This is a genomic window from Anaerobacillus arseniciselenatis (genome assembly GCF_001865995.1).
Lineage (GTDB): Bacteria > Bacillota > Bacilli > Bacillales > Anaerobacillaceae > Anaerobacillus > Anaerobacillus arseniciselenatis.
Window position 1 is genome coordinate 145,698 of the sequence record NZ_MLQQ01000001.1, and the last position, 14,080, is coordinate 159,777.

The following is a 14,080-nucleotide window of genomic DNA, read 5'->3' on the forward strand; positions in this document are numbered from 1 at the left end:
GTGAGGATTGTAATTTTATAATTGTAACTGTCCTATTTTATAAGCAACTTTACTTAGAGGGTAATAAAGCAGCGTCAAAATGACACAAAACATTAAAAATGCTGGGGTCAACATAGGTTCAAACAACTTTTGTGGAACCCATGAATAGAGAACCATGATCATAAACAAGATGTTTGGACTAAAAGTTAAAAACAATATTTTTTTTATGTATCGGTTAAACCTAGAACCGAACTCTTTTCCAATGAGAAAACCGATCGAAACGACAAAAGCAGAGTATAAAAATAAAATTACCCACTGCATCTCAATTAAATAAGACCATAAAATGATCACTGTTGGATTTGAAAACTGATGATATAGAAAAGTTATAATTCCACCAATTATAAAGAAAATAAAATTAACTATGAATGAAAAAAGCATTATTTGTTTAAATTTTGGTGGGATGAAGCTTTTATAGTACTTTGCTAAATCCTCAGGACAAGGTAACTCTTGAACAACGATTGCTTCAGCTTGTTGCTTTGTATACCCGCTTTTCATATAGTCTTGCAATTTATCATAAATAAAGCTTTCGTATTCTAATAAGATATCTTCTTGCCCTGGATGTTTTTTTAAATTTTTCTGCAACGCCACTAAATATTCATCTGTTGTTTTAAGCATTTGAATCTCTTCCTAACACTTGATTCATAACTTTAACAAAATCAGACCACTCTTTATTTTTTTGCTGTAATACTTCAATTCCTTCAGCAGTGATTTTATAATACTTCCGCCTAGGTCCTTTCGGTTGCTCTTGCCAATATGACTCAATATACATTTTTTCTTCAAGCTTATGTAAGCAAGGGTACATTGTTCCTTCCTTCATACTTAATGCGTTATCGCTTCTCTTTTCCATTTCCTTTACTAACTCATATCCATACATCGGTCGTTCATTTAAGAATTGTAGTAAAAGAAGTGATGTACTCCCTTTTACAAGCTCACGATTAAACATTTTATCACCTACATAGTTTTACAAGGTATATATTTAAAATACTTAAAATCATTCATTAAGTCAATAATTTCTGCTAAAAAATCTGAAAAAGGAATCCACTAAAGTTTCTAGGATACTAAGCGATCGCCAATCTTTTTTAGAGAGAAAAATCATTATGAAACCTAAAATCATAAAATACAGTTGTCTAACACTTCGCCCACTCCCCATATTTTGCGGACATGAAAGACCTTATTTCATAGATTTGTTGAATTTTTGCAGTTTGGCGGACACTAGGGACCTTATTCCCTTAAAATCAACAGATTTCACTTCCATTTCTACCAAATAAGATCCCTCATGTCCGGTAATTCATAAAACCACGTTTTTTTGGTGAAATAACGGCTCTGATGTCCGCTTAGACCTGAGCTATGAGCCCTGAGAGCTCTCTTGCCTATTATCGCTCCCATATTGCGTAGTACATCAATTTTCTTTTTTACTAAATCGAAGTGCCTGCTTTATTCCACCTTTAAATGAAAACTTACCGTACATTAGTACGCCGCCTTTATATATTCGAGCTGCTAGAAGGTTTATTAAAATGACACTAATCACTAAAATCGTTATAATGACAACAATTTCCCATGTTGCCACTGGAGTCATACCCATACGCAAAAATAACAGCTGCGGTGTAAAGAAAGGTATATATGATAGTACTGTAATAAACGTTGCATCAGGTACATTTAGACCAAACATTGAAATAAAGAATGCGATCATCGCCAGGAAAATTAAAGGTTGAAGTGCTTGGTTTACTTCTTCAGCTCGACTAACTAGCGCACCTAGCATTGCAGCAACGCCACCGTATAATAAATAACCTAAAACGACAAGGAGCACTGCATAACCTATTAAGGACAAGTCAATTACATCACGTAACATCGTATCTAAGTAAGTTGCCCCGCTAATGATATAACCAACATATGCTGCAACTAAAATAACCCCTATATTCACGATGCCTGAAAGGCCGATCCCAGTGATTTTTCCAAACATTTGTGTAACTGGATTTACACTTGATACGATAAGCTCCATCACCCTCGAAGATTTCTCTGTCGCTACTTCAGTAGCAATCATTGAACCAAACAAAATTATAATCATATAGATTGCAAAAACAATTCCATATACCATCCAGTATGATTGCATATGACTTTCCTCTGTTTGTACAGCGCCATTTTCACTAAGTGGTAACTCACTAAAATTAATTGGGCTATAAATCATCGCAAGTTCTTGTTCATTTAAACCTAGTTCATTCGTCACAACCGTTTCCTTCATGCGTTGTACTTCTGTTCTCACTTGCTGGGCTAACATAAAATCGGTACCCGCCCCGTAAAATTCTACCTCTAAATTTACAGTTTCTCCTGATAATGCAAGTAAGTAGTCATACTCGGAAGATTCTACTGCTTCCTTTGCGTCTTCAAGACTACCGTCAGTGTATTTCACATAATTAAATTCACCTTCATCATAAGATGAGAGCAACTCGGTAATTTCCGCGTTTTCTATATCACTTATAACCGCAATCGTTGATTGAGCTTTTTCATCGTCTTTGTCGCTGCCAGTAAACGTATTGGCGATGTTTTCGACATTCATTAATCCTATCGCGATAACAGACATTATGATGGTCGACCAAAGAAAAGCTTTCGATTTAAGCCTTTTTCCCGCTGTATGAGCAACCGTAATCCAAAAATTATTCATCTGCATCACCCCCAACCTTATCGATGAATATATCATGTAGTGACGGTTCTTCGATTTCGAACTTACGAACAAAACCTTTTTCGGAAATCATTCGGAAAACCTCTTCACCGACCTTCTCATTTTCCACTTTTACGATCGCACCATCTTTTGTTTCTTCTAATGATAATACACCGGGAATCGATTGTAGGAAATCTAACTTATAATCTGCGCGAATACTAATACTTTTCATTCCATAGGAACGCTTAATTTCTTTTAAACTTCCTTGTAATACCGGTCTACCTCGTTTCAACATAATTAAGTCCTCACACAACGCCTCGACATTACTCATTTGATGACTTGAAAAAACAATCGTCGTTCCTGATTGCTGAAGGTCGAGTACCGCTTTCTTTAACATGTCTGAATTGACTGGGTCAAGTCCACTAAAAGGCTCATCTAAAATGAGTAACTCTGGTTTATGTAAAACAGCAGCCATAAATTGAATTTTTTGTTGATTCCCTTTCGAAAGCTCTTCTACTTTTTTATTTTCATATTCCGGCACTTGAAAGCGCTCAAGCCAAGTTCGCATCTCCTTTATAATTTCAGGTTTCTTCATTCCTTTAAGCCTCATTAAATACAATAACTGTTCCTTTACAGTCAGTTTCGGAAATAACCCACGTTCTTCTGGTAAATATCCGACTAAATGAGTCCGCTTATACGTGATACGCTCTCCACCCCAAGTTACTGAACCTTCTGTTGGATCAAGCAACCCTAGTATCATCCGGAAAGTAGTCGTCTTCCCTGCTCCATTCGCTCCAAGCAGACCGAACATCTCTCCCTTTCCCACTTTAAGAGAAATACCGTCTACAGCGACATGCTCGTCAAATTTCTTTTTAATGCTATTTATTTCTAGTGTCATCTTCGTTCCCCTTCCTTCTTTGGGTTGTAAGCCTTAAATTTTAGTAACCTATGTTTTCTCAATTACACCATTAATTCAGCTCAACACTTCTTTATTTTCTATAATTAATACGTTTTATATCATTATTAGTTTCAAAAACATTTATAAAGTAGCGATACCGCATAAAATCATACTGATTTTAACATAATTATGTTCTTTAAGGTACGCTATTAATAAGATAATTCCAAAATTTACTTTACGTTTGCTAGTAGTAATTTTACAATTAGATTATCAGTAGTGAATTTAAACTTTACAAAGATACTATGAAGATAAAATTAATTTGAGAGGATATAATTTTATGCAAAAAAAAACATTATTTTCTATAGCTACAATTGCACTAATTATTTTTAGTTTCTTAATTTTTACTTCAGAAGCTTCGTCTATCAATTTATCTACAAAAGAAAAATTAGATCAATACATTGAAAATACAGCTAAGAAATTAGCGATTCCAGGTATGACCGTTGCTATATCGCATAACGGTGAGCTGATTTATAGCGAAGCTTTCGGTAAAGATGTTCATCAAGATACCCGCTTTTATATAGGTTCAACGTCAAAAACTTTTACAGCACTTGCTGTCATGCAACTAGTTGAGCAAGGAAACATTGACCTTGATCAAAGTGTTACAACGTATTTACAGGATTTCACTGTATCTGATCAAATAACCGTTCGACACCTTTTACAACACATCAGTGGAATGACTGAATTTGAGTTCATTTCTAGCCTCCCTGAAGATGCACAGTTCTCAGACTTACTTCAAGATATGAATCAAATGTCGTTAACGTATCAGCCCGGAGAACAATTTTCTTACTTTAACCCCAATTATAGTTTACTAGGCGCAATTATTGAGAATACGAGTGGACAAAGCTATATAGATTACGTTGAAAATCATATCATTCAGCCTCTAGGGCTTCAGAACACTTCATTAATAGGAGAAGTCGATACGAATGGTCATTTATCATTCTTTGGTTTTTCTATTAAACGGACGGAACCACACATCAAGTACGATCTTCCGGCTGGTTTTATAACCTCCACTGCTGAAGATGTTGTCCGTTTTCTCGAAGCTATTCAAATGAAAGATCCTGTCGTTGGAGTTTCTCCTGAAGGTATTGACGAAATGACATCCTCTAAATCCTTTTATGGAATGGGCTTAATGATCGGCGAAATCGCTGGTCGCCCTGCGGTTTTCCATGGTGGAGCACTACCAGGATATACATCTGATGCGGTTATCCTCACAGAAGACGGATACAGTATCGCCTACTTAATCAATAAAAACCATTTAGTAAATGGATTTATTTTTAATCCTGCTATAACGAAGGGGATCGTCTCCATTTTAACGGAACAAGAACCCCCTTCAAATGTGAATTATTTCTGGATATACCGTTTGCTCATCATCTTATTTGCTGTTACGATCGTTTACAACACAATTAAAATTGCGAAAATGATATCTCGCCCTGAACAAAAGTCCGTTAAACAAAGATTAACTGCCGCGATCGTTAATTTGGTCATCCCTATAGCAACCTTCATTGCTATACCCATTTTAGCCGCAATGATTATGCAAAGAGGCATGACATGGGAGCTAGCGTTTTTATTAATGCCTGACATGATCTCATGGCTATTTATAGCATTAGCGATCCATTTAATACAATCTGTTATTCACTTTGCTTTTATTTTCAAACACTATTTTAATTTTAAAGCATCTACCACTAAAGATTAGGGTTTCATTTTAATTTAAGCAGTTCAAGTCGAAACAGGTTCCGCAGGGATGTACGAATCTACGGTACAGATGGAAATCGGTATGGTGAAAGGATTTAAAAGCGCCACTCCTGAAAAATTTTCAGTGGAGGCGTTCTAAATTCTCTCTAATCTTTTTTGCTGTCACAATTACCAACGGTTTATCATCTCAAGTAAATCACTAATTCTGTTTAATTGCATGATAAGCGGAATAATTAAACCTACTATACCTATGATCATGCTTACGATAAAACCGATTGGCTTCTCGGTAGTTCTTAGCTTTGTCATTGAAACGTATATCGAAGTAAAGATCGCAAAAAAGAGTAACATATAAACGCCAGCAAGTCTTTCTATACTATAAATCAATTCTACTGCAATCCACACTTCGTCTTTAGGAGGAGAAACATTAATCGTTTCTTCTACTTCGCCGAACCAGTTTAAAGCTAAAACCGTAGCATCTTGTTCTGTAACATTTTCCACTAAATAGCCATTTGGCAAAAAGTGTGCCGTTTTTACAAGTAAATAAGCAATGACAAACGCTGCGATAATAAAAGCGACTAATTTCAAAAAGTTTACGACTTTACTTCTTAAAGTTTCAGCCATTAACACTGCACCACCAACTTATGTGAATATCCACTTCTTTAATTTTTTTCATCGTAATATATCCACTCCACTTCTTCGTTTTCAAGGAGAGACTTAATCGTCTTTAAGTGATTCGTTTGATTGAGTATAAGATAACCATTAACGTAGTTTTCAGCGATACCTAAGTACAAATGATTTGTAAGGTAATCCCCCTTGTCAGTTTGATTCGTGACAAGAATACTTATGTCATAATTAAATTCTTTAAATGTACGACTAACATCTCTTTTTAATTTTAAAGGTTGTAAATCTTTTAAAATACTAGCAACAATTTCTTCATCTTCAATCGTCACACTCGCTACCCTCTCACGAAGACCGTCTGGATATTCGTTAATATTCAAAGTGAGCTCCTTGATGACGGCTTCCTCGTTCAGTTGATCAGAAACAAGCTTTGGAAATGTTGTATACTGCATATGGTTGACGAATAAAAAAATCACTGTAATTACTACCATTACAATCACCAATGACTTTATTTTAACTATTAAAAATATGCTCCATAAAATCATTAAAATAAATATTAAAATACTGAAAAGTTCGTAGTCTATGTATCTCAAAAAGAATTCAACATAAGAAGGTGTAGAAGGATATTCTCCTGACGTTGAATCGATCAATAATGTATCGAGATGAAATACACTTAAAATAGCAATTACTGAGAATGCCATAAGTACGATTGAAGCAATATGTTTCGTCCCACCAAGATACTTCCATTCCATGAATGCTTGAAAACTAAACATAGAAGTGAAAAAGAAAACTAAAAGCCACTTCATAACGTCGGTATTATGAATGTCTAACATTATACCTAATAAAATAAAGATCGAAACAATGATCACACTACCGAGCCGATCAATATTTTTCCCTTCTGTTTCTGATACATCTTCGTATCTTCCTTTCACAAGACGTTTCCCTAAATAATAATTGGCATAAAAAATAATAAAAAACACAACTAAAATTGCTAGATTCACCAAACCCCTCCTTGACTTATCATTTTATGCACAACTTTTTAAAATTCTTATTCTTATTGTAAACCGTCACTAATCATCGTTTAGACCCCTTAATTTTAACATTATATTCCACGTCTATGGGACAAAATTAATAAGAGGGTGGGACAAAAGTGTCTGACACCACGCGGATCCTACTAAATATAGATGTAAAGATTTATCATATGTCTATATTCAGTGTCTAGCGGTGTCTGACACTTTGTTTTGTCCCAGCCTCTCTACGCTTAACAGACAAATGTCCGCAACATCACAAATTCTATTTCATACACAAAAACTCGTATTATTTAAACGCTCTCCCCTTTGTTAAAATACATGGTACGCCTCTACCAACGGCACCTGGCTTACTCATTTTTTCTAAATAAGCCTCTCCTCTTGAACATTTATTTTTACATTTTAAGCAAGTACTCGATGTTACCACTTTTGTTGTATAAGCATATTTTTCATCGGCTGTTTTAAATGTAGCTTTTCTTTTTTTTCCCATAGCCATCGCTCCTCCATTTGATAATGTATAATATGCGTGAAATAGAGCGAAGTGAGTGCAATAACAATTAATTTTTGAACACTTTGTTAGGCTTTTAACTACAGATTAAAAAGCCAACTCATAAATATGTAACCTTTTTCTTCCCTCCTCGTCTAACTAATTGAAGAGCTAATAGAAGGAGATGAAATTAACATGAAAACAAACAAACATAAAAAATTCGGTAAGGTAATCTTAGCTGGGGCGTTAGTTAGCACAAGTATACTTTTTAGTGCACAAGCATTAGCAAATAACGAACTTAATCAAGAGGAAAGGGAAAAACTACTAGTAGAGATTAACGAAGAAGGGGATGATATTAACCACTATGAAACAATTGAGAAACTTCGCAACTATATAGAAGACAATGTCAATGATGGTAGCTTTGCTAGCTTGCATATTGACCGAGAAGAAGCCTTAACAGGGACCGTCGTCCTTTCTTTTACGAAGGAACTTTCACCGACCATAAAAGATGAAATCAAAGCATTAGTGGAAGAGCCAGCAAAAGTGTCGTTCCGAGTCGTTGACTACACAGAAGATGAATTAATTGAAAAACAAAGAGAAATCAATTTAGCTGCTTTTGAAGAGACCGTCTTCGAAGCTAAAGGAATATCGGTTTACCATACAAGTACGGATGTCATCAATAACAGAATAAATATTGGCATTTCCCCTTTTAACGCCGAAACTGCCCAAGTGATTTACGACTATTTTGATAGCAATATGATTAAAGTCGAAGAAGGCCAACAAGTCCGTACATTAATGGATGTTGCAACTGAAGAAGCTGAGGCTACCGAAGAAGCATCCGATACTTCTAAAGAAGTTACAACAATTAGTCTAGACGACGCGGCAACTGATGACAAACCAGGATTTTTCTCTAAAATTTTGAACTGGTTAACGCAGTGGTTTAAATAACTTATAGATTATAATTCTTTTAAAAATTATTGACTAACTTTTTAATACCACAACTACGCACCGCATTTTGCGGTGCTTTTGTATTTAGTAGTTGGATTGTTGGTTTGGCGTTAGTTGGTTAGATGGCTAATTGGAAAGCCGAAAGTTGGAAAGGAGATCGCCAGCCTTTTCCATATTAGAAAGAGATACTCCTGTGGTTACTCGTCGCAAAGCTGCATGGAGTATATTCTAAGATGTATCTCATGGTGTAATTGAGGTCAGTAGCTTTGGTGACGTTCAGCGTCATTCCGGTTTTGTATGAAAAAAAGAACGAGTAATTTCCTGAACGTGCCTCTAAAATTCGCTAGAAGTTTAAAGCGAAGAGAAGGAAATTGCTCGTTCTTTTACATAATAGATTTGTGACGGTTATCGTCAACCGGGCTTTATAGGAAAAAAAGCCGGCGATTTTAATAACCAACTAAAGTTATATGTTCACGATATTTTAATAATTAAATAACTATCTTGATAGTTTTATATGTAATAATAAATATAAGATAAGGAGGGTTCATTACTATTTAAATGAACGCTTTCCGATGGATTAAGAAACAATTATAAATTTGACATTTGAAGTTGCTTGAAGATACTTAATTCACGCGACATAACTAGGAGAGTGTTTAACATGGTTGAAAAATTAATGAAAGTATTTTTATTGGTTTTCCTTGTCTTCACAGCTAGTCACATAGCTTTTGCTGAAGAAGATATGAAAAAAATGTATTACATACTAAGTGATACTTGTCCTGTTTGTCAACAAGCCACTGAATTTTTAGATGAGCTCGAGGATCAAAAAGATTTAGAATATCAAATTATTCGGTTAGAAATAAGTAGGGATCGCGAAGAAGTTGATCCGTTATTTGAAAAGTATAATATTCCTCCTCAAGAAAGGTTAGTTCCTTTATTTATCTTTGAAGATGACGAGCATATTCTTGGTTTCAATCAAATTTTTCAAAGCGAACTTGAAGAACGTTTAACAGGAGAAAGTAGCACTAACCTCGGAATATTTAACACCGATTTAGAAAGTGTCCCTTTAATTTTAGCAACAGTCCTCATCGGAACAGTGGATGGGTTTAATCCATGTTCATTATGGGCGTTGATGTTTTTAGTTAGTATGGTTATTCGTTTTAACTCAAGAAAAAAGATGGCGATCGTCGGTGGATCATTTATCCTAACGATTTCACTCATCTACGGATTATTTATGTTAGGAACATTTACGATTGTCGTCAATATCATTGATTATTTTTGGTTTAGACTCGCACTGTTTTTACTGGCAATGTTAGTTGCCATTATCAATATCCGAGAAGGTTTCGGAAAAACTTCTCCATTGTCATTTACAATTAGTAACGATAACAAAAAGAGCTTTGTTAAAAAAGTAAGAGACAAACTTTTCCAAGTCGAATCAGTATCTGGATTAATTTTAGCATCGGTGACGATTGCCGCTTTCGCTTCATTCATTGAATTACCATGTACGGCTGGTTTCCCAGTCATCTGGAATGGTTTAGTTTCAAGTTATGGAGTCGGATTTGCGGAATACGGTTTTTACTTAATGATTTACTTGTTTATGTACATTTTAATGGAACTAATCATCGTAATCTTTATGGTTTGGACAATGAGAAAAGCATTTATGGGCCAACATTTAGGTGAAAACTTAAAATTAATCTCAGGAATGTTAATGGGCTTCTTAGCGATTGTTCTATTAATGGGTTATGAGTACATGAACAATATATGGATTGTGTTAGGTGGTTCAATAGTAGTTATAGCAGTATCAACGCTGATCATGATCATTAGAAAGACGAGCGGTAAGAAAAAGAAATAACCGAAGTAAAAAAGTGTAGCTAATTCGAGAAAAGATATTATATCTAAAACAATAAACAAGGACGGATTCACCTAATAGGCGAATCCGTCCTTCCTTTTTAAAGTATACGTATCTACTAATCAAATTTTGCAAAAGAACCTAAATCTAATACTGTCCTAACAAACCTTTTTTCATCGCCAATTTCTCACAGCGATGAAAGACAAACAGTCCTAAAATAAAATAGATCATCGAATTAATCAATAAAAACCCAAAGTCAGCTAACGGAATCGCACTTAATGTTAAGTTTTCCATCATTACCATGCGAACCATATCCACCCCTTTTACAAACGGGGCGAACGCAAGAAACGGAGCTACTGATAATGGAATAAATACGAGTGCCATTAATACGAATTGAAAAATTTGTAAAAATGCTTGAATTTGTTTAACGATAATTGCTAAACCGGCAATCATAAAAGACACACCAACGATACTAATCATCGTTAAAGTTAAAATCGGGATCGTCGTCATCGGATTAAGGCTTAGCCATTGACCTGACGTTAACATCGCCGCAAAAAGTAAAATAACCATCATGACTAGTTGCAGTGAAAATTGACCAACGATTCGAGTAAGCATAATTTTCCACACGCCCATCGGTGACATGTACAGTTGCTCTAACGTCCCTCGCATCGCTTCAGTGACAACAGAAAAACCGATAAAATTCATCGTCATTAATGTTAAACTCCAAAAAGCTACACTTACAATCGAATATTGCACATTAGCTTCAAAACTTGCTGGATCACCGACAAACATTATGCCAAAGAAGGCTGCTAGAAAAATGATGTAAAACGTAAGGAGTAAAGCAAGTGTATTCGGTAAATATCGTTTCATTTCTATATATTCTTTTCGAAAGTTTGCGTTTAATAAATTAAGCCATTGCATAAGCTTTTTCCCCTTTCACGATTTCCATGAACACTTGCTCAAAATCAATCGTCGTTCGATCAATGCTTTCAACGACCGTACCCTCAGCTTTAAAAATATCGAAAAGATCATATATATCTTCGCTTTTTTCTAAGTTTATATTTACGACTGTTTCATGTGAGCTCCCTTCATACGTACATAAAGGAAACTTCACTAAAAGCTGTTGTTCTTGAGCTACACTTAAAGTACCACCGAGTTTAATGGAATAGGCTCTCGTTTCAAACAACTTTAGTAAATTCTCCACCTTCTCATCAACGACAACCGTTCCTTTATTGATGATAATTGTGCGATCACATAATTCTTGAACAACAGGCATATCGTGTGAACTAATGATAATTGTCCGTTTTTCTTCCTTAACGATCATTTTTAAAATTTCTCGTAGTTCATAACTAATTTCAACATCTAACCCTAATGTAGGTTCATCTAATAAAATGACTTCAGTGTTTGCGAGTAATGCGACAGCGATCGCAAGCTTTTGCTGCATCCCACGAGATAAACCGTTAACAAGCTCATTTTCTTTTTCTTTTAAACGAAACTGTTTTAATAATTTTTCTACTTGCTCTTTTACGTCTTTTCGAGAAAGCCCTCGGTTCCCCGCAAAATATTCTAAATTTTCTCGAACCGTTAATCGCCAATACAAGTTACGGTTTCCTTCGAGTACAGCACTAATATGTTTTAAAGCTTTTAATCTCTTTTTCTTTATATCTAATCCATTAATATGAATTGACCCAGCATCCGCCTGCAAAAGCCCACAAATCATTTTTATCGTTGAAGTTTTTCCAGCCCCATTTGGACCTAATAACCCTAGCACCTCACCACGATGTACATCAAAAGACACATCATTAACAGCGGTAATGACTTCTTTCGTTTTTCTTTTTACATACTGCTTGTTTATACCACGAACCTCTATAATTTTTTCCAATGACACCCTTCCTCTCATAAACCTTATTGATTACTATAACTACATTATAAGTTGAGAAGAAGACGGATTAAACGTACGTAAGGTTGAACTTTCCTCCGTCTGAAGGTGGAGATATTGGGGTATTGTTTCTAGATAACAGGAGTGTATGGTGCGTTTTTTAGGTGAGGAGATTTATTAGTTTGTGGAATTTTTCTGTATCAATTTGCTTATCGAGTACTGTTCTACCCTTCAATATGTAGCTTTTCACCAGAATGTACTTCTCACCCCGCCCGGCGCACCAAAAGAAGAGGCTGGGACAAAACAAAGTGTCAGACACCGCTAGACACCGAATATAGACATATGGTAAATCTTTACGTCTATATTTAGTAGGATCCGCGTGGTGTCAGACACTTTTGTCCCAGCCTCTCCTAATAACCTTCGCCGATAAAGCCGTCGAAAGAAACTACTTCATACGCCACTCTACTAAAATCTAGCATCCAAATTAAAGCAAACCACTTTCGGCTCTGTCATTGATTCAATAGCTGAGCGCACACCTTCTCTACCTAATCCTGAACCTTTAATTCCTCCAAATGGCATCGCATCGATTCGATAGTCACTACTATCATTAACGATAATACCACCTACTTCAATATTTTTAATCGTGTAAAAGGCTTTGTTGATATCGTTCGTAAAAATCCCTGCTTGCAAACCGAAGTTGACATCATTAGATCGGTCGATCGCCTCAGACAAATCGTTCACGGGTGTGATTAAAACGACAGGACCGAAAATTTCTTCTTTAGCAATTTTCGCGCTTTCTGGAACTTCCGTTAACACCGTTGGTTCATAATAAGCTCCTTCACGTTTACCACCTAACTGTAACTTCGCACCTTGATCTAACGCTTCTTCTACCCAATCCTCCACACGTCTTGCTTCTTTTTCATTAATTAACGGTCCTACGTCTGTACGTTCATCCATTTTATCTCCGACAACTAATTTGTCTGCTTCTGTAATAAACTTCTTTAAAAACGGATCATACATGTCTTTTTCAACGAAAATTCGTTGTACACCGATACAATTTTGACCGACGGCCGAGAAAGCACCTGAGACTGAAGCACTCACTGCTTCATCAATATTAGCATCTCCTAATACAATCACCGGAGAGTTCGAGCCTAGCTCCATATTAACTTTTTTCAATCCTGCTTGGTGTGCAATTTTCTCACCTGTTTCTAAGCCGCCAGTGAATGAAACCATTTTTATCTTTGGGTGGGTCACAAGAACGTCTCCTACTTCCCGACCCGATCCTGTTATCACTGACAAAAATCCCTTTGGTAACCCCGCTTCCACAAAAGCCTCTGCTAATAATAATGCACTTAACGGGGTGACAGATGCTGGTTTTACAACAATAGCGTTTCCTGAAGCAATCGCTGGACCTATTTTATGGGCAACAAGATTTAACGGGTCATTAAAAGGGGTGATGGCAGCGACGACGCCAATCGGAAAACGATAATAATAACCTAATCGATTTTCACTACCTTCCCTTTGATCAAAACTAATCGTTTCACCATTGATTCTCCTCGCTTCTTCAGCGCTAATTTTTATCGTTTGTATCGCTCTTTTCACTTCGCCACGAGCCTCTGTAATTGTTTTACTTCCTTCTAAACTAATCGTTTTTGCGTATTTTTCTGCGTTATCTGCCATATAATCTGCTGCTTTAGTTAAAATTTCAATTCGTTCGTGCGTTGACCACGTTTTCGTTTTTTTAAATGCTTCATCTGCTTTTTCAATGGCTAGTAGCATTTCCTCTCTTGAGGCTGAAGGTACTTTTGCAATGAGCGAGTTGTTTTGTGGGTTAACGACATCAATCCATTTATTAGAAAGAACCCAATTTCCTGCTAAAAGCATTTTTTTCGTTTTCACTTTTGTACGCATCACGCACCACCTTCCCCT

General features: G+C 35.9%; 13 protein-coding genes. 3 read left to right on the top strand and 10 right to left on the bottom strand.

Annotated features, from left to right (window positions below; all coding sequences use genetic code 11):
* Nucleotides 1-15: 15 nt before the first annotated feature.
* The 4 genes from BKP35_RS00810 to BKP35_RS00825 form a co-directional block, all read right to left on the bottom strand.
* A complete protein-coding gene (locus BKP35_RS00810) occupies nt 16-654 on the bottom strand; it encodes a hypothetical protein (RefSeq protein WP_071311493.1) in 639 nt (212 codons plus the stop codon).
* Nucleotides 647-982 carry a PadR family transcriptional regulator gene (locus BKP35_RS00815; protein WP_071311494.1) on the bottom strand — a complete coding sequence of 112 codons (336 nt, stop codon included), beginning with the start codon at nt 980-982 and terminating at the stop codon, nt 647-649. The genes BKP35_RS00810 and BKP35_RS00815 overlap by 8 nt, the downstream gene beginning before the upstream one ends.
* 456 nt (nt 983-1,438) lie before the next feature.
* Nucleotides 1,439-2,698, bottom strand: a complete 1,260-nt coding sequence (locus BKP35_RS00820; protein WP_071311495.1) for an ABC transporter permease — start codon at nt 2,696-2,698, stop codon at nt 1,439-1,441.
* On the bottom strand, nt 2,691-3,593 hold the full coding sequence (locus BKP35_RS00825) for an ABC transporter ATP-binding protein (RefSeq protein WP_071311496.1): 903 nt from the start codon (nt 3,591-3,593) through the stop codon (nt 2,691-2,693). The genes BKP35_RS00820 and BKP35_RS00825 overlap by 8 nt, the downstream gene beginning before the upstream one ends.
* 337 nt (nt 3,594-3,930) lie before the next feature.
* Here BKP35_RS00825 and BKP35_RS00830 point away from each other — a divergent pair, with 337 nt between their 5' ends.
* Entirely contained in the window at nt 3,931-5,346 is a 1,416-nt protein-coding gene (locus BKP35_RS00830; RefSeq protein WP_071311497.1) for a serine hydrolase domain-containing protein, read from the top strand.
* Between the two features lie 167 nt (nt 5,347-5,513).
* Here the strand turns inward: BKP35_RS00830 and BKP35_RS00835 are convergent, their stop codons facing one another.
* The 3 genes from BKP35_RS00835 to BKP35_RS00845 all read right to left on the bottom strand — a co-directional run bounded on the left by BKP35_RS00835 (nt 5,514) and on the right by BKP35_RS00845 (nt 7,481).
* Nucleotides 5,514-5,966 (bottom strand): hypothetical protein, encoded by a 453-nt coding sequence (locus BKP35_RS00835; RefSeq protein WP_071311498.1) that lies wholly within the window; start codon nt 5,964-5,966, stop codon nt 5,514-5,516.
* Between the two features lie 38 nt (nt 5,967-6,004).
* Complete coding sequence (locus tag BKP35_RS00840) at nt 6,005-6,964, bottom strand: DUF4181 domain-containing protein (protein ID WP_071311499.1); 960 nt, start codon at nt 6,962-6,964, stop codon at nt 6,005-6,007.
* 316 nt (nt 6,965-7,280) lie between these two features.
* Nucleotides 7,281-7,481, bottom strand: a complete 201-nt coding sequence (locus tag BKP35_RS00845; RefSeq protein ID WP_071311500.1) for a hypothetical protein — start codon at nt 7,479-7,481, stop codon at nt 7,281-7,283.
* A gap of 192 nt (nt 7,482-7,673) precedes the next feature.
* On the opposite strand from BKP35_RS00845, the gene BKP35_RS00850 reads away from it, so the two are divergent.
* Both BKP35_RS00850 and BKP35_RS00855 read left to right on the top strand, forming a co-directional pair.
* Nucleotides 7,674-8,426 carry a hypothetical protein gene (locus tag BKP35_RS00850; RefSeq protein ID WP_071311501.1) on the top strand — a complete coding sequence of 251 codons (753 nt, stop codon included), beginning with the start codon at nt 7,674-7,676 and terminating at the stop codon, nt 8,424-8,426.
* Between the two features lie 658 nt (nt 8,427-9,084).
* Nucleotides 9,085-10,275 carry a hypothetical protein gene (locus BKP35_RS00855; RefSeq protein ID WP_071311502.1) on the top strand — a complete coding sequence of 397 codons (1,191 nt, stop codon included), beginning with the start codon at nt 9,085-9,087 and terminating at the stop codon, nt 10,273-10,275.
* Between the two features lie 144 nt (nt 10,276-10,419).
* On the opposite strand, the gene BKP35_RS00860 is transcribed toward BKP35_RS00855, so the two are convergent.
* The 3 genes from BKP35_RS00860 to BKP35_RS00870 form a co-directional block, all read right to left on the bottom strand.
* Nucleotides 10,420-11,193: an ABC transporter permease gene (locus BKP35_RS00860; protein ID WP_071311503.1), complete on the bottom strand. Its 774-nt coding sequence runs from the start codon at nt 11,191-11,193 to the stop codon at nt 10,420-10,422.
* Nucleotides 11,180-12,154 (bottom strand): ABC transporter ATP-binding protein, encoded by a 975-nt coding sequence (locus tag BKP35_RS00865; RefSeq protein WP_071311504.1) that lies wholly within the window; start codon nt 12,152-12,154, stop codon nt 11,180-11,182. The genes BKP35_RS00860 and BKP35_RS00865 overlap by 14 nt, the downstream gene beginning before the upstream one ends.
* 462 nt (nt 12,155-12,616) lie before the next feature.
* On the bottom strand, nt 12,617-14,062 hold the full coding sequence (locus BKP35_RS00870; RefSeq protein ID WP_071311505.1) for an aldehyde dehydrogenase family protein: 1,446 nt from the start codon (nt 14,060-14,062) through the stop codon (nt 12,617-12,619).
* Nucleotides 14,063-14,080 lie beyond the last annotated feature (18 nt).

Bases quoted from the DNA above. Each gene is read 5' to 3' on its own strand.
- BKP35_RS00810 (WP_071311493.1), bottom strand. From the start codon at position 654: ATGCTTAAAACAACAGATGAATATTTAGTGGCGTTGCAGAAAAATTTA.
- BKP35_RS00815 (WP_071311494.1), bottom strand. From the start codon at position 982: ATGTTTAATCGTGAGCTTGTAAAAGGGAGTACATCACTTCTTTTACTA.
- BKP35_RS00820 (WP_071311495.1), bottom strand. From the start codon at position 2,698: ATGAATAATTTTTGGATTACGGTTGCTCATACAGCGGGAAAAAGGCTT.
- BKP35_RS00825 (WP_071311496.1), bottom strand. From the start codon at position 3,593: ATGACACTAGAAATAAATAGCATTAAAAAGAAATTTGACGAGCATGTC.
- BKP35_RS00830 (WP_071311497.1), top strand. From the start codon at position 3,931: ATGCAAAAAAAAACATTATTTTCTATAGCTACAATTGCACTAATTATT.
- BKP35_RS00835 (WP_071311498.1), bottom strand. From the start codon at position 5,966: ATGGCTGAAACTTTAAGAAGTAAAGTCGTAAACTTTTTGAAATTAGTC.
- BKP35_RS00845 (WP_071311500.1), bottom strand. From the start codon at position 7,481: ATGGGAAAAAAAAGAAAAGCTACATTTAAAACAGCCGATGAAAAATAT.
- BKP35_RS00850 (WP_071311501.1), top strand. From the start codon at position 7,674: ATGAAAACAAACAAACATAAAAAATTCGGTAAGGTAATCTTAGCTGGG.
- BKP35_RS00855 (WP_071311502.1), top strand. From the start codon at position 9,085: ATGGTTGAAAAATTAATGAAAGTATTTTTATTGGTTTTCCTTGTCTTC.
- BKP35_RS00860 (WP_071311503.1), bottom strand. From the start codon at position 11,193: ATGCAATGGCTTAATTTATTAAACGCAAACTTTCGAAAAGAATATATA.
- BKP35_RS00870 (WP_071311505.1), bottom strand. From the start codon at position 14,062: ATGCGTACAAAAGTGAAAACGAAAAAAATGCTTTTAGCAGGAAATTGG.